We start from the raw sequence: 19,602 nt of genomic DNA, 5'->3' as shown, positions 1-19,602 counted from the left end.
AATGATGGGGGAGCGCCGCTCCCGCCTGACCGTGCGCGCGCCATGCGGCGGACCGCTACGGGCATGCTGTTCCTGATGGCGGCGATCTTCATCCTGTCCGCGCGCTATCTCGATGTGCATCCGGCTTGGGGATACGTTCACGCATTCGCCGAAGCGGCGATGGTCGGAGGTCTGGCCGACTGGTTCGCGGTTACCGCGCTGTTCCGCCACCCGCTTGGCCTGCCGATCCCGCACACGGCAATAATTCCCGAGAACAAGGACCGCATCGCCGATACGATGGCGGGCTTCCTGCGCGAGAACTTCCTCACCCCACAGGTCGTCGCGCGCCGCATGGGCGCGATGAATCTTGCCGGTGCGGTGGGGGGCTATCTGGCCGAACCGCGTGCCGCGAAGGATCTCGCGCGTGCGCATCGGCGCAGGCGAGCTGGCGGTCGAAGTGCTCGAATCGCTCGATCCCGAGCGACTGGGCACGCAGGTCCGCTCGGGCCTCGCCGCCCAGATCGAGAAGCTCGAGGTCGCGCCGCTGCTCGGATCGATGCTCGACGCCATGATCGAGGACGGGCGCCACCGGATCGTGATCGACAAGATCATCCGCTGGGCGGGCCTCGTCCTCGAGGACAATGAGCAGATGGTACGCGACATGGTGCACAAACGCGCCAATGCGGTGCTGCGCCTCACCGGCCTCGACGAAAGGCTCGCCAACTCCGTCATCGACGGTCTCTACAAGCTGCTCGCCGAAGTGCTGGTCGATCCCGAACATCCGCTGCGCGACAAGATCGAGGAAGGCCTGCACGAACTCGCGCGCGGCATGCGCGAGGATCGCGAGATGCAGGAACGGGTCGAGCGGATGAAGGTCGAGCTGCTCAACAATCCCGCGATCGCCGACTGGTGGCAATCGGTCTGGGAGCGTATCCGTGCCCGCCTGATCACCAGCATTCGCGACAGCGGCGGCACGGGTAGCGGCTACCTCGGCGAAACGCTCGCCGAACTGGGCGAAGCATTGCGCGACGACGAGCGGCTGCAACAACAGGTTAACCGCTTCGCACGACGCACCGCGGTCGGAATCGCCACGCGCTATGGCGACCAGATCGTCCAGCTGGTGAGCGAGACAGTTCGCCGCTGGGACGCGACCACACTAACCGACCGTGTCGAGAGCGCGGTAGGCCGAGACCTCCAGTTCATCCGCATCAACGGTACGCTGGTGGGCGGGCTCGTCGGGCTGACGCTCCACGGCCTGATGGAGCTCTTCGGCTAAAGCCGACCGATTTCAGGGAATGCGGTAGACGATCCGGTTGGTCAGATAGGTTTTGACCGGCTGCCCTACCTTGTCACGCGCAGGCTCGATCTTCGCGTAGCGCTCGAAGGCCGTGCAGGGATGGCCGCCAAGCTCGAAATCGTCCGCCGCCGTCTGGCTCAACAGCACGCAGTTCTCGACCTGGCCCTGTGTGTCGATCGTCATGCGAATATGGAAATCCGCCTGGGCACCGCGCCTGAGCGCAGAATCCGGATAGCGCTCGGCCACTTCGCGCGCGACCTGTGGCATGTTCGAAACTTTCGGAGGACTGGCAACGCTACGCTGCTCTTCGAGATCGAACCCCCAGAACTCGACAAGATTCTCCATGCAGACATTCATCGCCGCGAGCGGTGCCTCGAGCGAGCCAAGACGGAGCCGCACCGGAGTGCGCCCGCGCTGGGTGAGTGTCAGCCACTCGATATTTTCCGCCCCTTTGGCGTCGAGCGCGGGCAGGCTGCGGGGATTTGCAACGTAGTCGGGCTCTTCGTCTTCGTCTGTACCTTCTGGTTCGCTTGCGACGAATGCACTCGAACTCTGCACCGCGTTTCCGAACTCTCCGAAGAACGAGCCCAGCAATTCGAACTCGCCAGAGTCACCCCCGCCGCTGAACTCGAAGGAAGTGTCACGCCCGTTTCGGTATTTCTCCAGCGCAGGCCCCGCGACGGTCCATTGCGCCGTGTTCGACGGGTCCCACTGGTCGATCATGAAAATCGTCTTCTTCTCGCCTTCGCCGAACAGCCGCGCGATCCGGCACTTGTGTTCGCCCATGTCGAGATTCCACGGGCTAGACGGCTCGAGCAAGACGAGCTCCGGACTGTCCTTCGCCGACGCGGCATTGGCGCTGCCAAGGCAAGTTGCCGCAAGCAACGGCGAGATGAATTTAACGAGCGACCGCATAAAAAACCCCTCCGAACCAGTATTGGTTCGAAGGGGTCTGAATTAGATCAGGTTTTGCGTCAAAGCTTTTCAGTCAGCTCCGGCACGATCTTGTAGAGATCACCTACGAGGCCGATGTCCGCGACCTGGAAGATCGGGGCGTCTTCGTCCTTGTTGATCGCGATGATGGTCTTGGAGTCCTTCATCCCGGCGAGGTGCTGGATCGCGCCGGAAATACCGATGGCGATGTAGACTTCCGGAGCCACGATCTTACCGGTCTGACCGACCTGGTAGTCGTTGGGGACGTAGCCTGCGTCCACTGCGGCACGCGATGCACCGATACCTGCACCGAGCTTGTCGGCGAGCGGAGTGATGACCTGCTCGAACGTCTCTGCGTCCTTGAGCGCACGACCGCCCGAAACGATGACCTTGGCGCTGGTGAGTTCGGGACGGTCGCTCTCGGCGATCTCCTGGCTGACGAAGCTGGAGATGCCAGCGTCGCCCGAACCGGAGATGTCCTCGATCTCGGCCGAACCACCTTCGGCAGCTGCCTTTTCGAAGGCGGTGCCGCGGACGGTGACAACGAGCTTTTCATCGGTCGATTCGACCGTGGCGATCGCGTTGCCGGCGTAGATCGGGCGAGTGAAGGTCTTGTCGCCTTCGACCGAAAGGATGTCGGAGACCTGCATCACGTCGAGCAGGGCGGCGACGCGCGGCGCGATGTTCTTGCCGGTGGTGGTGGCGGGCGCGACGAAGGCATCGTGGTGGCCCATCTGCGCCGCGATAAGCGGTGCGACGTTCTCGGCCAGCGCGTGCTCGTATGCAGCGTCGTCCGCGAGGTGGACCTTGCCGACGCCTGCGATCTTGGCAGCCTGTTCGGCCACGGCGCGGCAGCCCGAGCCAGCGACCAGCAGGTGCACTTCACCCAGCTTGCTTGCAGCGGTCACCGCCGAAAGCGTTGCGTCCTTCATCTCGGCATTGTCGTGTTCGACCCAGACGAGAGTTTTCATAATTGTGTTCCTTTCCTGTCCGGGCTCTTACGCGATGCCGAGCGCTTTGATCTTGGCGACCAGCGCATCGACGTCCTCGACCTTCTCGCCTGCCTGGCGAACCGGCGGTTCGGAGACGTTGGTGGTCTTGAGGCGCGGCGCGGTGTCGACGCCGAAGTCGGACGGGCTCTTGGTATCGAGCGGCTTCTTCTTCGCCTTCATGATGTTCGGCAGCGAAGCATAACGCGGCTCGTTGAGGCGGAGGTCGGTGGTGACGATGGCCGGGAGCGAAAGCTTCACGGTTTCGAGACCGCCGTCGACTTCGCGCTTCACGACGACACTGTCGCCGTCGACTTCGACGGTGTTGGCGAAGGTGCCCTGCGGACGGCCCATGAGGGCTGCAAGCATCTGGCCGGTCTGGTTCGAATCGTCGTCGATCGCCTGCTTGCCGAGCATCACGATGCCGGGGTTTTCCTCGTCGGCGATGGCCTTGAGGATCTTGGCGACGGCGAGCGGTTCGACTTCGTCATCGGTCTCAACGAGGATAGCACGGTCGGCGCCCATGGCGAGCGCGGTACGCAGCGTTTCCTGCGCCTTTGCCGGGCCGATCGAGACGGCGATGATTTCTTCCGCCTTGCCAGCTTCCTTGAGGCGAATAGCCTCTTCGACGGCGATTTCGTCGAAGGGGTTCATGCTCATCTTGACGTTGGCAAGGTCCACGCCCGAGCCATCGGCCTTCACGCGCGGTTTGACGTTGTAATCGATCACCCGCTTGACGGGGACGAGGATTTTCATGGGGGATACCTTCCTCTCGATAGAATCTGTGGCGCACGCCTAGCTTGCGTTTACGTAAACGTCAAGTTGAACGGGCAAGCCTTTTTGCGTCGCGCCCCGGGGTGATTGCCCGCGCCAGTGGCGAGGTCAAGCGCGCTGGTGCGCCTTGCTTTACTAACGCGGGCCTGCCGCGCTAGTTTCGGCGGATAGACGGGAGGTTTGCGATGCGCGACTGGACGATTTTCGCAGGGGTGCTGGCGGCATTGGCGAGCCCGCTTGCGGCGCAGGAAACGCGCGTGGCGCCCGAGGGGCACACGCCTCCTCCGGCCACGCTCGATCAGGTGGACTGGCTCGTCGGTCAGTGGGCGGGCACCGGCATCGGCGGCGCGCCCGCAATGGAAAGCTGGCTGCCGCCGAGCGGCGGAACCATGGTCGGGAGCTTCATTCAGGAAACGGATGAGGGCGGGATCCGCTTCACCGAGCACCTGTACATGATGGAAGAACAAGGCACGCTGGTGCTGCGCCTCAAGCATTTCAACGCCGACCTCACCGGCTGGGAGGAAAAGGACGGCATGCTAACCTTCCGCCTGATCGCGGTGGAGGATTGCGCAGCCTATTTTCATGCGCTCACCTTGAGGTGCCGTAACCCCAACTTCCCGGGCGAAGGCTTGCTTGCGGCGGTCCGCATGCAATCGGGCGGGGAGTTGGTGTTCCGCTTCGACGCGCTTGGCCCCGAGCATCCGCAGCGCTGCCCCGACGCGATGACCACGACCTATATGAACCAGTGCTATGCCGATGTGCTCGGCCGGGCTGACGAGCGGCGCGAGGCCTATCTCGCGAAGGCGGTCGAGATCCATGGCGACCGGCCCGAGCTGGCGAGAGAGATCGAGGCCAGCGAAGCGGCCTTCCTCGCCTATCGCGATGCGGAATGCGGTGCTGTTTACGAAGACTGGAAGGAAGGCACGATCCGCGGCGTGATGGGGCTGGACTGCAGCATCGCCATGACTGATCGCCGGACGCTTACCATCTGGCGCAACTGGCTCACCTACATGGACAGCACGCCGCCTGTCCTGCCCGAGCCGAAGCCGACGCCGTAAAGGAAAAGGCCGCGCCAGCACGAAGCCGGCACGGCCTTTCCGCTTAAATCGAATCGGCGCTTAGGCCGCCTGCTTGACCTCTGCCACGATCTTGCGGGCAGCATCGCCGAGGTCGTCTGCCGGAACGATCGGCAGGCCCGAGTTGGCGAGAATCTCCTTGCCCTTCTCGACATTGGTGCCTTCGAGGCGGACCACCAGCGGCACGTCCAGCTCGACTTCCTTCGCCGCAACCACGATGCCTTCTGCGATGGTGTCGCAGCGCATGATGCCGCCGAAGATGTTGACGAGGATACCTTCGACCGCCGGGTCCTTGAGAATGATCTTGAACGCCGCAGTGACCTTCTCGGTGGTAGCGCCGCCGCCCACGTCGAGGAAGTTCGCCGGGAAGGCGCCATTGAGCTTGATGATGTCCATCGTCGCCATGGCAAGGCCCGCCCCGTTGACCATGCAGCCGATGTTGCCGTCGAGCTTGATATAGGCGAGGTCATATTCGCTGGCTTCGACTTCGGCCGGGTCTTCCTCGGTCTCGTCGCGCATCGCTTCGACGTCGGGATGGCGGTAGAGGGCGTTGCCGTCGAAGCTCATCTTGGTGTCGAGCACCAGCAGGTCGCCCTTGTCGGTCTCGACCAGCGGATTGATTTCGAGCATTTCCATGTCGAGGTCCATGAACGCGGTGTAGAGCTGCTTGGCGAGCTTCTGGCACTGCTTGTTGGTGTCGCCCGTCAGCTTGAGGGCGAAGGCCACCGCGCGGCCGTGGTGGGGCATGAAGCCCTGTGCAGGGTCGATGGTGATCGTGGAGATCTTCTCGGGCGTCTCGTGCGCGACGTCCTCGATGTCCATGCCACCTTCGGTCGATGCGATCATGGCGACCTGGCCGGTGGCGCGGTCGACGAGCATCGAGAGATAGTATTCATGCGCGATGTCGACGCCGTCGGTGACGTAGAGGCGGTTAACCTGCTTGCCTTCTTCGCCGGTCTGGATCGTCACCAGCGTGTTGCCGAGCATTTCCTTGGCATTGGCTTCGACTTCCTCGACGCTCTTCGACAGGCGGACGCCGCCCTTTGCATCGGGGCCGAGTTCCTTGAACTTCCCCTTTCCGCGGCCACCGGCGTGGATCTGGGCTTTCACGACATAAAGCGGCCCGGGAAGTTTCTTGGCGCCTTCGACCGCTTCTTCGACGGTGAGCGCTGCGTGACCCGCGGGAACGGCGATGCCGTATTTCGCGAGAAGTTCCTTGGCCTGGTATTCGTGAATGTTCATGGGGGATCTGGTCCTTCGCGAGATTTGCGTGCGGAGATTCTTCTGGGGCGCATAAGCATACGTAGGCCCGCTTGAAAAGTGCGACTTTCGGGTGCAGTGCCGCCCAATCCCATGATCGACAGCAAACGACTCGAAACTATTGTCGCTGAAGCCGGCAAGATCGCGCTCGGCCTGTGGCCCGGCGCAGGTGCCGAGCTGCGCGCGTGGGAGAAGACACCGGGCAGCCCGGTGTGCGAAGCGGACCTTGCCGTCGATGCCTTCCTGAAGCGAGAACTGGGCGCGCTGCTTCCAGCGGCAGGGTGGCTATCCGAAGAGACTGCCGACGATCCTGCCCGGCTGGAGCACGACCTCATCTGGATGGTCGATCCGATCGACGGGACGCGCGATTTTATCCGGGGCCGGACGGGCTGGGCGGTTTCCGTCGCGCTGATCAGCGCGGGGCGCCCGCTGATCGGCACCCTGTGCGCGCCCGCCCGCGACGAAGTCTGGCAGGCGGTGGCAGGGCAGGGGGCAAACCGCAATGGCAAGGTGCTGTCGGCTTCGACGCGCACCGAGTTCGAAGGTGCGCGCGTGCCGGCAGCGGACCTGATGAAGCAGGACCGCATTCTGACCAAGGTCGACCAGCCCAATTCGATCGCCCTGCGCATCGCCATGGTCGCTTCCGACGAGGCCGATCTCGTGGCAACGCTTCGCTGGGGCTTCGAATGGGACATCGCCGCAGCAGGTCTGATTGCCCGCGAAGCCGGCGCGGCGATTTCGGACAGCTTCGGTCGCAAGCTCGATTACAACAAGCGCGACCCGCGCGCCTTCGGTGTCGTGGCCAGTGCGCCTGCAATCCATGCGGCGACGATCGAGCATCTTTCGGAGCGCGCCCACCAGGTCGCGGGCAAGTAAAAAGGGGCCGGGCTGGTGCCCGACCCCTCTCTGCGACTGTTCCGAAGAACCCGGTACTAAGGCGACCTATTGGTTCGCCTGTGCAGCGTCGACGTCGTCCTGGTCGAACGGGATGATCTTGATTTCGACACGGCGGTTGAGCGGTTCGTTCACGCCGTCGCCGGTCTTGATCTTGAGATGCTCGTACTGTTCGCCATAGCCCTGCCAGCGGATACGCGAGGAGCTCACGCCGCGGCTGATCAGGTAGTTGGCGACAGCCTGCGCACGCTGTTCGGACAGGCGCTGGTTGAGCGAGTCCGAACCGGTCGTGTCGGTGTAGCCGTAGACGTCGATCAGGCTGTTGGGATACTCGACGAGGTTCGCTGCGACATTATCGAGCGTGGCGCGGAACGCCGAGTTGATCGTCGCGCTGCCGGTGGCGAAGGTCACGCCGTCGGGCAGGTTCACGAGGATAGCATCGCCGCCGTCGACTTCGGTGACATCGACGCCCGAGCCTTCGGTCTGCTCCTTCAGCTCCTTGATCTGCTGGTCCATGCGGTAGCCGACGTAGCCGCCAGCTGCGCCGCCGGCTGCCGCGCCGATGATACGGCCGGTCTTGCCGCCGATGACGCCGCCGAGCAGGCCGCCGGCAACAGCGCCGCCGACACCGCCGAGAACGGTGCGCGAAACCTTGCGTTCGCCCGTATTCGGGTCGGTGACGCAGGCAGAGGTGCCCATCAGGGCAACTGCCGAGAAGCCTGCGAGAAATATTCTTGATGTTTTCATAGTTTCTTCCCCTTCATCGAGACGGACACACAAGGGCTCGGGAGAGCCGGTCATGCCCATAGGCGGAGGGACGCACCCACCCGCGTCTCTAGACTTCCCAAACACGTGAATTCACAGCCTGTTCCGAGAGACGCTTCCAAGGCTGCACTTTTGTGCTAGCGAGAGGGGGTGACACCCTTTCCCTGGACCGACCTTCTCATCATCGCCGGGCTTATCCTGCTCAACGGCGTTTTTGCCATGAGCGAGCTGGCGATCGTTTCTGCCCGCACCGCGCGGCTGCGCTCTGCCGCCCAGCAGGGAAGCGCAGGGGCTAAGACGGCGATCGCGCTGGCAGAGGACCCGGGCAAGTTCCTCTCGACCGTACAGATCGGCATCACCTTGGTCGGGATCGTGGCAGGTGCCTATTCGGGCGCGAGCCTCGGCGAGCCGGTGGGCGAGCGCCTTGCCGTTTTGGGCGTGCCTTCCGAGTGGGCGGGTCAGGCGGGCTTCGCCCTCGTGATCGCGCTCACCACATATTTCAGCCTCGTGATCGGCGAGCTCGTACCCAAGCAGGTCGCGCTGCGCGCGGCGGTGCCGATTGCGGTCACCATGGCGCGCCCGATGGCGCTGCTCGCGCGCGTTGCCGCGCCGCTGGTCTGGCTGCTCGATACTTCCTCGGGCCTGCTGATCCGCCTGCTGGGCGTGAAACCTGCGGGACAGAGCGCGGTCACGGCTGAAGAGCTGCACATGCTCTTTGCGGAAGCCACCAAGACCGGCGTCATCGAGACCGAACAGCACCAGATGCTAGCTGGCGTCGTACGGCTGGCCCAGCGTCCCGTGCGCGAGGTGATGACGCCGCGCACCGATGTCGACTGGATCGACGTCAACGCCGACGAAGAGGCCATCCGCGCCCTGCTGGAAGAGAGCCCGCATTCGATCTGGCCCGTCGCCGACGGCTCGCCCGACAAGATTCTCGGCCTCGTGCGTGTGCGCGAGGTTCTCGGCGTCCTGCTTGCGGGCGAAGGCGTCGCGCTCGAAGCGCTGATGCGCAAGGCGGAGGTCGTGCCTGACCAGCTTGACGCGGTGGATGCGCTACGTGTGCTGCAGCAGGCCGATATCGCCATGGCCATGGTGCACGACGAATACGGCCACCTCGACGGCATCGTGACGCCGGTGGACCTGCTCACCGCGCTGGTCGGAGATTTCGCCAGCGACCAGGACCCCGGCGATGCGCCGGGTATCGTCGAACGCGCCGACGGGTCATTGCTTGTCGCAGGCTCGCTCTCCGCCGATGCGCTCGCCGACCGGCTGGGCCTCGACTACGGCGACGACCGCGAGTTCGCGACGGTGGCGGGCTTCTGTCTCGCCGTGCTGAAGAAGCTCCCGAGCGAAGGCGAGTTCTTCGAGGAACAGGGCTGGCGGTTCGAGATCATCGACCTCGACGAACGCCGGATCGACAAGGTCCTCGTCACCGACATTTCGCCCAAGGCGAAGAGCGAAGAACCGGAAGACTTCACGATTTAGTAGGTGAGAACGAACGCGCGGATGCGGGTTCGAAACACGAGATCAACCCGGAATTACGGCCTGTGCCGATGCGCCGTCGCCTTCGGGGGCGGCGATGATGTCGCGGGTCACGGCGCCCTTGGCGACTGTGTTGGTGTTCTCCGAACCCACAGCCGAGCGGATGCCCGGCTCTGCAGCACCGGCACGGTCGAGAGCGCTGGTCTCGACGCTGCTGCGCGGAGCGGGACCGCCGAAGAGTGCTTCGAGTGCCTGGTCGGCAGCGGTGCCTTCGGCCGGACGCGGGGCGCCCGGAGCAGGGGGCACGAGGTTGAAGTCGGGCGGAACCACCAGCGGAGCCTGGCGCTGGACTGCGAATTCATCGGGACGGTCGCGGTTGAGGAAACCGCCGCCGCCACATGCGGCGAGCATGCTCGAGACTGCACCAACAATGGCGATACGGGCGATAGTGTTCATTATTTGCTCTCCGCGGCGTCTGCCGGCTTGCCTTGCATGAGGTCGTCGACCTCTTCTTCGTCCTTGTCGCGCATGAAGAAGGCGCGGGCAAGGATAATGAGGACGCCGATGGTGATAGCCGCATCGGCAACGTTGAAAATGAGGAACGGGCGGAATTCCCCGAAATGGAGGTCGGCATAGTCGATGACGTAGCCGAGCTCATAGCGGTCCTTGATATTGCCCAGAGCGCCGCCGAGGATGAACGACAGGCCGAGGATATCGCCGAACAGCTTCTCGCGGAACATCCAGATCGTCACCACCAGCGCGATCAGCGCGGTTGCGCCCACCAGCATCCAGCGCGCCTCGAGACTGGTCGCCTCGAACATGCCCATCGAAACGCCGAAATTCTGGGTCCACCGCAGGTCGAAGAAGGGCAGCAGCTCGACCACGCGCACTTCGCGCAAGTTGAGCGGGCCGACCATCAGCCCCTTGATGTACTGGTCCACGCCATAGATCGCGAATGCGATGGCGACGCCGATCAGGCGCAGTTTCAGGAGCGGGTTCATTCTGCAGCATCCAGCTGGGCGACGACCGGCTCGCAGCGGTCACACAGCGCGCCGTCTTCCGGAACGGAAGGCAGCAGGCGCCAGCAGCGGCCGCATTTGCTTTCATCGGTGCGCAAGACAGTCACCTCGTCGCTATCGCCGCGCGTCACTGACGCGGTGATGAACAGTTCGGCGAGATCCTCGTCCGAGAAGCCTTCGGGCACAGCGCTTGCGGGCACGGTGACATCGGCCTCGAGGCTGGAGCGGATGGTCTTGTCGCGGCGCAGCGGCTCGATCGCCTCGGTCACGCGTTCGCGAAGCGCGCGCAGCTTGTCCCAGCGCTCGCCGTCGGCAGTCACGCCCATGACGGGCGGCCAGTCGAGCAGGTGGACGCTGCCACCTTCCGGATAGCGCGTGCTCCACACTTCCTCGGCCGTGTAGACCAACACCGGCGCGGCGTAGCGCACCAGCGCGTGGAACAGCAGGTCGAGCACGGTGCGATAGGCGTTGCGCTTCACGCTGTCGGGCCCGTCGCAATAGAGCACGTCCTTGCGGATATCGAAGTAGAAGGCCGACAGGTCCTCGTTGCAGAAATCGACCAGCAGGCGTGTGTAGGTGTTGAAGTCGTACTCCTCGGCGGCCTTCTTCAGCTTGCCATCGAGATCGGCGAGCAGCGCGAGGACATAGACTTCCAGCTCGGGAATCTCGCCCGCATCGCCCATGTCGCCGACGAAACCGTCGAGCGCGCCGAGGAGGTAACGGAAGGTATTGCGCAGGCGGCGGTACTGGTCGCCCACGCCCTTCAGGATCTCATCGCCGATGCGGTGGTCTTCGGTAAAGTCGACGCTCAATGCCCACAGGCGGATGATGTCCGCGCCGTACTGTTCCATGACCTTCAAGGGATCGATGGTGTTGCCGAGGCTCTTCGACATTTTCTTGCCGTCGCTCGCCATGGTGAAGCCGTGCGTGAGCACCGCGTCATAGGGCGCGCGGCCGCGGGTGGCGGAGCTTTCGAGCAAGCTCGACTGGAACCAGCCGCGATGCTGGTCGGAGCCTTCGAGATAGAGGTCGGCGGGCCAGCGCTGGTCGGGCCAGCGGTCGCCTTCCAGCGTGAAGGCGTGGGTGCAGCCCGAATCGAACCAGACGTCGAGAATGTCGGTGACCATCTCGAATTCTGCCGGATCGTGATCGGCGCCGAGATATTCGGACTTGCGGCTTTCAACCCAGGCATCGACGCCCTGTTCGCGCACGGCTGCGACCACGCGGGCGTTCACCGCAGGGTCCTGCAGGTAGGTTCCGTCGCTGCGGACGAAGAGTGTGATCGGCACGCCCCATGCGCGCTGGCGGGAGAGCACCCAGTCGGGGCGGCCTTCGACCATCGAGCCGATGCGGCGGCGGCCCTTTTCGGGATAGAACTTCACCCGCTCGATTTCGCGCATGGCGATTTCGCGCAAGGTGGAGTGGTCTTTGCTCGTGGCCATGGCGACAGCCGCGCCGAAGCCCTCGGGCACGGCCACGTCGAAGTCGCCCACGTCGAGCGGCTTGTCCATCGGCACGAACCACTGCGGCGTGCAGCGGTAGATGACCTTGGCCTTCGAGCGCCACGAATGCGGGTAGGAGTGCTGGTAGTCGTCGCTGGCCGAAAGCAAAGCGCCTGCTTCGCGCAGATCCGAACAGATCGGGCCTTCGGGCGAATTGAACGCCTTGTTGATCACCGCGCGGCGGCGGTCGTCATTGCCGCCGAGCCATTCCCAGTCGTCACGATAGCGCCCGTCGCCCATGACTGCGAAGACCGGTTCGATGCCGTGTTCGCGGCAGAGCAGGAAGTCGTCCTCGCCATGGTCGGGCGACATATGGACGAGGCCCGTCCCGCTGTCGGTGGTGACGAAGTCGCCTGCGAGCAGGGGGCGCGGCTTGGCGTAGAAGCCGCCGAGATGGTGCATCGGATGGCGCGCGACGGTTCCGGCGAGGTCGGAGCCTTTGCCTTCCCAAAACTTGGTGGTGATACCGAATCCATGCGCAGTAACAGGCGCGAGTTCGCCCGGCTTGCTTGGCACGTGTGGTTCTGGCTTTCGAGGATGCACTCGTAAATTGAGATCGCCAGCAAGATTCTTGGCGACGATAATTTTACGGCCCTCGTACTCGAAACCAATGTACTCAACCTCCGGCCCATAGGCCAAAGCCTGGTTCACCGGGATCGTCCACGGGGTGGTGGTCCAGATCACCGCATGCGCGCCGACCAGTTCTTCGATCGGCGATTCCACGATCTCGAAGGCCACGTCGATCTGGGTCGAGGTGATGTCCTCGTACTCGACCTCGGCTTCGGCCAGCGCGGTCTCTTCGACCGGCGACCACATCACCGGTTTCGAACCGCGATAGAGGTTTCCGGCTTCGGCGAACTTCATCAGCTCGGCAACGATGGTCGCCTCGCTCTCGAACTGCATGGTGAGGTACGGATTGTCGAAATCCGCCATCAGGCCGAGGCGCTTGAGCTGCTCACGCTGAACGTCGACCCACTTCTGCGCATAGGCGCGACATTCGGCGCGGAATTCGCTCGCCGGGATCGCGTTCTTGTCGCGCTTCTTCTTGCGGAATTGCTCTTCGACCTTCCACTCGATCGGCAGGCCGTGGCAGTCCCAGCCGGGCACGAAGGGCGCATCCTTGCCGAGCAGCGTCTGGCTGCGCACCACCATGTCCTTGAGGATGCGGTTCAGCGCATGGCCGATATGCATGTCGCCATTGGCATAGGGCGGGCCGTCGTGGAGGATGAACTTCTCGCGGCCTTCACGCGCCTCGCGCAGCTGCTGGTATAGGTTTTCTTCCTGCCAGCGCGCAAGGATCTTCGGCTCCTTCTGGGGGAGGCCGGCCTTCATGGGAAAATCGGTCTTGGGAAGGAAGACCGTGTCTCTGTAATCGCGCTGTTCAGTCATTGCCGCGCGCGCTTAGAAGATGGCGCGCTTTCTCGCAATCTTTCTCCATCTGCGCGATCAAATCGTCGAGGCTGTCGAACTTCGCCTCGCCACGCAGGAAGTGGTGGAAGGCCACCTCGATCTCCTGGCCGTAGAGATCGCCGGAGAAATCGAAGAAATAGGGCTCGAGCAGTTCCTTGGGCGGCTCGAACTGCGGGCGCACGCCGATATTGGCCGCGCCTTTCAGCTCCTGCCCCGTCGAAAGGATGCGCCCCGTCACGGCGTAGATGCCGTATTTCGGGCGCAGGTAATGTTCGATCGAGAGGTTGGCGGTGGGATAGCCGATCTCGCGCCCGCGCTTGTCGCCGTGCTGGACCACACCGCGAGATCGCGAAGGGGCGGGTGAGCAGGCGCGCGGCTTCCTGCGGCTTGCCCTCGCGCAGCGCCTCGCGCACACGGCTGGAGGATACGGGCGCGCCGCCATCCATCACCGGATCGACTGCACGCGCCTCGACGCCGACTTCCTTGCCGAGTTCGACCAGCTTCTCGAAATTCCCGCCACGCGCCTTTCCGAAAGTGAAGTCGCCGCCGGTCACGACACCTTTCGCGCCGAGCTTTTGGGCGAGCAGCACGCGGACGAAGTCTTCCGCCGTGGTCCCCGCCAGTTCACCGTCGAAATGGAACACCAGCATCGCGGTGGCGCCTGCCGCGAGATAGAGTTCCTGCCGCTGTTCGAGCGTGGTGAGCCGGAAAGGCGCAGCATCGGGCTTGAAGAATCGCACCGGATGCGGATCGAATGTGGCGATGATGGAGGGGCGACCCTCGGCGCGCGCCCAGTCGATCGCCTCCTTCGCCACTGCCTGGTGGCCGAGGTGGAAGCCGTCGAAATTGCCCAGCGCGATGATCGCGCCGCGCAGGCTTTCGGGCAGCGGTTCGCGGTGGTCGAGGAACCTCATGCGCCTGCCTCGTCCGCGCGTGTATAGCTGAGGAAGGAATAGGCTGGACGCCCGCTTTCCGCCTCATGGTCTTCGCGTCCCGCCACTTCCCATTCGGGGCCGAGCGGGGGCATGAACACGTCGCCTTCGAATTGCTCGTGAATCTCGGTCAGCTCGACCCGTTCGGCGAGCGGCATGAAGATATCGAAGATCGCAGCGCCTCCGATGACTGCGATGTCCCCCTCGCCGGCCACCGCGATGGCTTCGTCGACCGAACGGACCACTTCCGCGCCGGTCGAATCCCAGCGCTCCTTGCGCGTCAGCACGATATGACGACGGCCGGGCAGGAGGCCGGGAAGGCTCTCGAAGGTCTTGCGGCCCATGATCATGGGCTTGTCCATGGTCAGCGCCTTGAAGCGCTTGAGATCAGCGGGAAGGTGCCAGGGCAGCGCCCCGTCCTTGCCGATCGCGCCATTGGCCGAGCGCGCATAGATGAGGAACAGGCTCATCCGCGGGTGTCGAGCGACAGCCTGGTGATGTGGCCCATCTTGCGGCCCTCGCTCGCCTCGGCCTTTCCATAGTCGTGCAGGTGCGAATTGCTGCTGGCGAGGAAGGCGTGTGCGCCGTCGATCTCGCTGCCGATGATGTTGCGCATCTCGATGCCCGGCGCGACGGTCCGCGTGTCGCCGAGCGGCAGGCCGGCGATCGCACGGATATGATTCTCGAACTGGCTGGTGGCTGCGCCCTCGATGGTCCAGTGCCCCGAATTGTGCACCCGCGGGGCCATCTCGTTGAAGATCGGGCCTTCGTGCGTGGCGAAGAATTCGAGCGTGAGCACGCCGACGTAGTTGAGCGCATCGGCCACCTTGCGGGCCAGCACGCGCGCGTCGGCAACCTGTCCCTCGACGGCGCTGCCCGCAGGATAGTGCGCCGCGGCGAGGATGCCGCCCTCGTGGACATTGCGGGTCGAATCCCAGAAGCGGATCTCGCCGTCCTGTGCGCGCACCAGGATGACAGAGAACTCAGCGTCGAACTCGACGAAGCCCTCGTAGATAAGCGGGGCGTCTGGCAGCTTGAGTGCCTGCGCATCGCGCGACGAGGCGATGCGCCACTGACCCTTGCCGTCGTAGCCGTCACGGCGGGTCTTGAGGATGCCGGGCGCGCCGAGCCGGTCGACTGCAGCTTCGAGGTCGTGACGTGAATCGATCCGCGCATAGGCGGCGGGCCTGCCGCCGAGACCTTCGATGAAGCGCTTTTCGGTGAGGCGGTCCTGCGCGGTCTCTAGCGCGAGCGGACCGGGATGGATTTTTTCGGCCGGCACCGTGCGCGCGGTTTCTACGGGCACGTTCTCGAATTCCCAGGTCACGACGTCGCAGGCGTCGGCCAAGGCCCTTACCGCATCGGCATCGTCCCACGCGGCGGTGTGGAATGCATCGCAGACGGCGGCTGCGACATTGTCGCCCTCGGGCGCGAAGCCGACACACCTGTATCCGAGCTGGGCCGCGCTCATCGCCATCATCCGGCCGAGCTGGCCGCCGCCGAGGATGCCGATGGTCGATCCGCGCGGCAGCATCAGCCTTGAGGCCTTTCGTTCACGGCGTCGCTGCGCGCTTGGCGCCAATCCTTGAGGCGCTGCGCCAGCGACGGGTCGTTATTGGCTAGGATTGCTGCAGCGAAGAGGCCCGCATTGGTCGCACCCGCTTCGCCGATGGCCAGTGTGCCGACCGGGACACCGGCGGGCATCTGGACGATCGAGAGCAAGCTGTCCTGGCCGGACAGCGCCTTCGACTGGACCGGAACGCCGAGCACGGGAAGATGCGTCAGCGCCGCGATCATTCCGGGCAGGTGTGCTGCGCCCCCTGCGCCAGCGATGATGACATGAAAGCCTTCGCTCTCAGCTGCCTTGGCGAAATCATACATGCGGTCGGGCGTGCGGTGCGCAGAGACGATGCGAACATCGCTTTCGACGCCCAGCTCCTCGAGCACTTCGGCAGCACATCTCATGGTCGACCAGTCGGACTGGCTGCCCATGACGATTGCGACTTTCGCCTCCCCCTGCGCCATTTTACGCGTCCTTCAGGTAATATCGTTCGCCCGACACATTCGCGCCGTCGAAATCATAGATGATCGGCTCTCCTGTCGGAATCTCGAGACCTGTGATCTCGTCGTCCGAGATGTTGGAGAGATGCTTCACCAGTGCGCGCAAGCTGTTGCCGTGAGCCGAGATGATGACATTCTCGCCCTTGGCCAGCAGCGGCAGGATCGCTTCCTCCCAATAGGGCAGGACGCGCTCGATCGTGAGCTTGAGGCTTTCGGTGCGCGGCACGTCGATGCCGGCGTAGCGCGGGTCGTCCGAGAGGTCGAACTCGCTGCCCGGTTCGAGCTCGGGCGGCGGCACGTCGAAGCTGCGGCGCCAGATGTGCACCTGCTCGTCACCGTGCTTGTCGCGGGTTTCCTGCTTGTTGAGGCCGGTAAGCCCGCCATAGTGGCGCTCGTTCAGGTGCCAGTCGCGGGTCACGGGGATCCACAGCCGGTTGCATTCTTCCAGCGCGAGGTTGAGCGTCTTGATCGCGCGCTTCTGGACCGAGGTGAAGGCGGTGGTGGGCAGCACGCCCTTATCCTGCATCAGCCGTCCGGCCGCGCGGGCCTCCTCGACACCTTTCTCGGTCAGGTCGACATCCCACCAGCCGGTAAAGCGGTTGGCGAGGTTCCACTCGCTCTGGCCGTGGCGAACGAGGATCAGCTTCGACATGATTACTCCGGTTTTCCCCTAGGAGCACTGCGCGTTAGCGGTCCCCGCCATCCTTGGGAAGGCCTGTATCGCCCGATTCGCGCATTTCGCGTGTCTGCACCTTGCGTCTACGCAGGTTCTCGCGAAGTTTCGCGGCGAGGCGTTCTTCACGCGTCATCTTTTCGTTGCTGCCACTCATCGCGCAACCTTTTGCGAAAATCGCGCGGAGCTGCAAGCGAAGGTTGACTTTCTCGCCGTGCCTGCCAATAGCGCGCGCCTCCACCCCGCGACGGTTTTCTCGCGGCGGCATGTGCTGCTGTAGCTCAGTGGTAGAGCGCACCCTTGGTAAGGGTGAGGCCGGGAGTTCAATCCTCCCCAGCAGCACCATTTTCTCTACCGAACACACCCGGACACTCTTCTCCGTCTTTGCGGAAATGAGCGCTTGCCATCGTGCAACCTGTTCGCGATGATCCGGCGACGCATCAAGCACTTCGCCTGATCAGGTCTCCGGATATTCATGAAGAGTTTCATTGCCTTCGTTGCACGTCTTGTAGTCAGCTTCTTTCGGGATCGCATCCGGTTCGTCCGACTGTCGTTTTCGAAGTCCGGCAAAATCGCCTTCTACGACAAGCTGAAGCGAGAGAAATTCCATGTTTACTCTCGCGGGCACGTGGATTCCGGTACGGCGGACCAGATTTACAAGAATCACGATTACGATTTGCGCTTCCTTATGCGATACGAGGACTTGGCGGCACAATACGATGCGATCCTCGCGGTCGGTAAGGATCCGCTGATCATCGATTGCGGGGCGAATATCGGACTTTCGACGCGGTACTTCGCCGAAGAATTTCCCGATGCCAAGCTGGTGGCAATCGAACCCGACGAAGGCAATTGCCAGATGATTGCGCGCAATTGCGAGCATTTGCCCAATGTCGTCGTCAAAAGGGCCGCGATCGGCTCGACGCCAGGCTTCGTGGAAATCGCCGATCCCTCTGCCGACGCAAACGCGTTCCAAATGGTGCGGAAAGATACGAATACCGGGATCAAGCTCGTGACGATCAACGACATCATCGCAGAATACGCCGATGCGGTACCGCTGCTGGCCAAAGTCGATATTGAAGGCTTCGAGAAGGAATTGTTCTCGGCCAACACCGACTGGATAGATCGTTTTCCGCTTCTCATCATCGAAACTCATGACTGGATGATGCCGAAGGAAGCCAACAGCCAGAACTTCCTGAAGGCGATAAGTCAAAGGGATCGTGATTTCGTGTTCAAGGGCGAAAACGTCTTCTCGATTGCGAACTGATCGGCTTTCTCGAAACGCGGAGCGGCTATCGCCACAAAGCGGGTTGCGCTCGCCCAGCCCTCGCGGCACTCGTGGTCTCGAGGGAGAGCATGATGGATTTCCGCCTAACCGAGCAGCAGCGCGAGCTTCAGGACGCTGCGCGCAACTTCGCGCGCAAGGAATTGCCCGATCTCGCGCGCGAGATGGAGGAGAAGGACTTCTCCGTGCCGCCAGAAATGATGCAGCGCTATGGCGAGATGGGCTTTCTCGGGGTGAACCTGCCCGAGGAATATGGCGGTCTGGGACTTGGCCATCTCGAGGCGCTGTTGGTTCTCGAACAGTTTGCGATGATCTCGAACGCAGTCGCTTTCCCGATCTTCGAAGCGCTTGTCGGGCCGGTCAGGACGATCGAGCGATTCGGTTCGGATGCGCTCAAAGCGAAGATCATTCCCAGGGTCGTTAGGGGCGCGGCGACGGTCGCCGTGTCGATGTCGGAACCCGATGCCGGAACCGCGCTGACGGATCTGACCACCAACGCATTTCTCCAGAATGGTCACTACATCCTTGACGGGACCAAGCGCTGGACCTCCGGAGCCGGGCACGCATATTACTATGTCGTCTACACCCGCCTCTCCGATGCACCCGGGGCAAAGGGGATTGGCGCGCTGCTGGTCGAGAAGGAAATGGAAGGCGTCTCCTTCGGCAAGCGTGAGCAGCTGATGGGGTTCCGCGGTATCGAAACGCGCGACATTATTTTCGACGGCGTGCGGGTGCCGGAAGAGAACGTCATCCTGCCCGCCGGTGGGTTCGGAAAACTGATGAGCGCATTCGGGCTGGAGCGCTGCGGCAATGCGACCCAGTCGCTCGGGCTCGCGGCGGCTGCGCTCGAACAGGCGACCGAATATGTCCAGGAGCGGCAGGCCTTCGGCAAGCCGATCGTCGATTTCCAGGCAGTGCAGATGCGCCTTGCCGAAATGGCGATGCAGGTGGAGGCGGCGCGCCTCCTGATCTACCGCGCGGCCGCGAATGCCGAACACAATGAAGGCGGTCTGCCGAGCGTCTACGAGAGCTCGACCGCGAAATGCTTCGCCAACGAAATCGTTCGCAGCGTCACCGCGAACGGCATGCAGGTGATGGGCGGATACGGCTATCACAAGGAATACGGCATGGAGCAGCGCGTGCGCGACGGCTTTGCCTGGGGCATCGCTGGCGGCACCACCGATGTGCAGAAGACCAATATTGCGGCAGCGATCGTGGGAAGGCGTTTCGATCAAAGGCGTTGACGCAGGGGCTGTATTGCATAGGTAAACCGG

At 63.4% G+C, this 19,602-nt stretch carries 19 protein-coding genes, 1 tRNA gene and 2 pseudogenes; 7 read left to right on the top strand and 15 right to left on the bottom strand.

Annotated features, from left to right (window positions below):
- Positions 1-42 precede the first annotated feature (42 nt).
- Positions 43-1,255, top strand: a pseudogene (locus ACZ1G8_RS05605) (DUF445 domain-containing protein).
- A 12-nt stretch (positions 1,256-1,267) separates the two neighbouring features.
- Here the strand turns inward: ACZ1G8_RS05605 and ACZ1G8_RS05600 are convergent.
- The 3 genes from ACZ1G8_RS05600 to ACZ1G8_RS05590 are packed head-to-tail and all read right to left on the bottom strand — an operon-like array spanning position 1,268 to position 3,954.
- On the bottom strand, positions 1,268-2,191 hold the full coding sequence (locus ACZ1G8_RS05600; RefSeq protein ID WP_472680875.1) for an energy transducer TonB: 924 nt from the start codon (positions 2,189-2,191) through the stop codon (positions 1,268-1,270).
- A 59-nt stretch (positions 2,192-2,250) separates the two neighbouring features.
- On the bottom strand, positions 2,251-3,180 hold the full coding sequence (locus ACZ1G8_RS05595) for an electron transfer flavoprotein subunit alpha/FixB family protein (protein WP_472680873.1): 930 nt from the start codon (positions 3,178-3,180) through the stop codon (positions 2,251-2,253).
- 27 nt (positions 3,181-3,207) lie between these two features.
- Entirely contained in the window at positions 3,208-3,954 is a 747-nt protein-coding gene (locus tag ACZ1G8_RS05590) for an electron transfer flavoprotein subunit beta/FixA family protein (RefSeq protein ID WP_472680871.1), read from the bottom strand.
- Positions 3,955-4,157: 203 nt separating this feature from the next.
- On the opposite strand from ACZ1G8_RS05590, the gene ACZ1G8_RS05585 reads away from it, so the two are divergent.
- Positions 4,158-5,030, top strand: coding sequence for a DUF6265 family protein (locus tag ACZ1G8_RS05585; RefSeq protein WP_472680869.1), 873 nt, complete (start codon positions 4,158-4,160; stop codon positions 5,028-5,030).
- Between the two features lie 60 nt (positions 5,031-5,090).
- Here the strand turns inward: ACZ1G8_RS05585 and sucC are convergent, their stop codons facing one another.
- Positions 5,091-6,290, bottom strand: coding sequence for an ADP-forming succinate--CoA ligase subunit beta (sucC, locus tag ACZ1G8_RS05580; protein ID WP_472680868.1), 1,200 nt, complete (start codon positions 6,288-6,290; stop codon positions 5,091-5,093).
- 111 nt (positions 6,291-6,401) lie between these two features.
- Between sucC and ACZ1G8_RS05575 the strand changes: the two genes are divergently transcribed.
- Positions 6,402-7,184 (top strand): 3'(2'),5'-bisphosphate nucleotidase CysQ, encoded by a 783-nt coding sequence (locus ACZ1G8_RS05575; RefSeq protein WP_472680866.1) that lies wholly within the window; start codon positions 6,402-6,404, stop codon positions 7,182-7,184.
- 66 nt (positions 7,185-7,250) lie between these two features.
- Here ACZ1G8_RS05575 and ACZ1G8_RS05570 read toward each other — a convergent pair whose 3' ends face one another.
- Positions 7,251-7,949: a YiaD family glycine zipper/OmpA-like lipoprotein gene (locus ACZ1G8_RS05570; protein WP_472680864.1), complete on the bottom strand. Its 699-nt coding sequence runs from the start codon at positions 7,947-7,949 to the stop codon at positions 7,251-7,253.
- Positions 7,950-8,117: 168 nt separating this feature from the next.
- Here ACZ1G8_RS05570 and ACZ1G8_RS05565 point away from each other — a divergent pair, with 168 nt between their 5' ends.
- Positions 8,118-9,452: a hemolysin family protein gene (locus ACZ1G8_RS05565; protein ID WP_472680863.1), complete on the top strand. Its 1,335-nt coding sequence runs from the start codon at positions 8,118-8,120 to the stop codon at positions 9,450-9,452.
- 42 nt (positions 9,453-9,494) lie between these two features.
- Here the strand turns inward: ACZ1G8_RS05565 and ACZ1G8_RS05560 are convergent, their stop codons facing one another.
- The 9 genes and pseudogenes from ACZ1G8_RS05560 to ACZ1G8_RS05520 all read right to left on the bottom strand — a co-directional run bounded on the left by ACZ1G8_RS05560 (position 9,495) and on the right by ACZ1G8_RS05520 (position 17,203).
- Positions 9,495-9,905, bottom strand: coding sequence for a DUF3035 domain-containing protein (locus ACZ1G8_RS05560; RefSeq protein WP_244921718.1), 411 nt, complete (start codon positions 9,903-9,905; stop codon positions 9,495-9,497).
- The gene (gene lspA, locus ACZ1G8_RS05555) at positions 9,905-10,450 is read right to left on the bottom strand and encodes a signal peptidase II (protein ID WP_472680860.1); all 546 of its coding nucleotides are present in this window, start codon (positions 10,448-10,450) and stop codon (positions 9,905-9,907) included. The genes ACZ1G8_RS05560 and lspA overlap by 1 nt, the downstream gene beginning before the upstream one ends.
- On the bottom strand, positions 10,447-13,359 hold the full coding sequence (gene ileS, locus ACZ1G8_RS05550; RefSeq protein ID WP_472680859.1) for an isoleucine--tRNA ligase: 2,913 nt from the start codon (positions 13,357-13,359) through the stop codon (positions 10,447-10,449). The genes lspA and ileS overlap by 4 nt, the downstream gene beginning before the upstream one ends.
- A pseudogene (locus ACZ1G8_RS05545) lies at positions 13,352-14,294 on the bottom strand (bifunctional riboflavin kinase/FAD synthetase). The gene ileS and the pseudogene ACZ1G8_RS05545 overlap by 8 nt, the downstream one beginning before the upstream one ends.
- Positions 14,291-14,782 carry a dihydrofolate reductase gene (locus tag ACZ1G8_RS05540; RefSeq protein WP_472680858.1) on the bottom strand — a complete coding sequence of 164 codons (492 nt, stop codon included), beginning with the start codon at positions 14,780-14,782 and terminating at the stop codon, positions 14,291-14,293. The pseudogene ACZ1G8_RS05545 and the gene ACZ1G8_RS05540 overlap by 4 nt, the downstream one beginning before the upstream one ends.
- Positions 14,779-15,846, bottom strand: a complete 1,068-nt coding sequence (locus tag ACZ1G8_RS05535; protein ID WP_472680857.1) for a 5-(carboxyamino)imidazole ribonucleotide synthase — start codon at positions 15,844-15,846, stop codon at positions 14,779-14,781. Before ACZ1G8_RS05535 ends, ACZ1G8_RS05540 begins: the two co-directional genes overlap by 4 nt.
- A complete protein-coding gene (gene purE / locus ACZ1G8_RS05530) occupies positions 15,846-16,337 on the bottom strand; it encodes a 5-(carboxyamino)imidazole ribonucleotide mutase (protein ID WP_472680855.1) in 492 nt (163 codons plus the stop codon). Before purE ends, ACZ1G8_RS05535 begins: the two co-directional genes overlap by 1 nt.
- 1 nt (position 16,338) lies before the next feature.
- On the bottom strand, positions 16,339-17,025 hold the full coding sequence (gene gpmA, locus ACZ1G8_RS05525) for a 2,3-diphosphoglycerate-dependent phosphoglycerate mutase (protein ID WP_472680854.1): 687 nt from the start codon (positions 17,023-17,025) through the stop codon (positions 16,339-16,341).
- Positions 17,026-17,059: 34 nt separating this feature from the next.
- Positions 17,060-17,203 carry a hypothetical protein gene (locus ACZ1G8_RS05520; protein WP_221427368.1) on the bottom strand — a complete coding sequence of 48 codons (144 nt, stop codon included), beginning with the start codon at positions 17,201-17,203 and terminating at the stop codon, positions 17,060-17,062.
- A gap of 113 nt (positions 17,204-17,316) precedes the next feature.
- Between ACZ1G8_RS05520 and ACZ1G8_RS05515 the strand changes: the two genes are divergently transcribed.
- Positions 17,317-17,391: transfer RNA gene (locus ACZ1G8_RS05515), tRNA-Thr, on the top strand.
- A 112-nt stretch (positions 17,392-17,503) separates the two neighbouring features.
- Here the strand turns inward: ACZ1G8_RS05515 and ACZ1G8_RS05510 are convergent.
- Entirely contained in the window at positions 17,504-17,926 is a 423-nt protein-coding gene (locus ACZ1G8_RS05510; protein WP_472681291.1) for a hypothetical protein, read from the bottom strand.
- Between ACZ1G8_RS05510 and ACZ1G8_RS05505 the strand changes: the two genes are divergently transcribed.
- Together ACZ1G8_RS05505 and ACZ1G8_RS05500 are read left to right on the top strand one after the other, a co-directional pair.
- Entirely contained in the window at positions 17,819-18,310 is a 492-nt protein-coding gene (locus ACZ1G8_RS05505; protein WP_472681201.1) for an FkbM family methyltransferase, read from the top strand. The two genes, ACZ1G8_RS05510 and ACZ1G8_RS05505, sit on opposite strands and share 108 nt — an antisense overlap.
- 92 nt (positions 18,311-18,402) lie before the next feature.
- Positions 18,403-19,572, top strand: a complete 1,170-nt coding sequence (locus tag ACZ1G8_RS05500) for an acyl-CoA dehydrogenase family protein (protein WP_472680852.1) — start codon at positions 18,403-18,405, stop codon at positions 19,570-19,572.
- Positions 19,573-19,602 lie beyond the last annotated feature (30 nt).

The sequence above is a fragment of the Qipengyuania sp. BR81-2 genome (assembly GCF_055693895.1).
The sequence above is the reverse complement of the archived record's forward strand: the minus strand, read 5'-3'. Positions and strand labels throughout refer to the sequence as shown.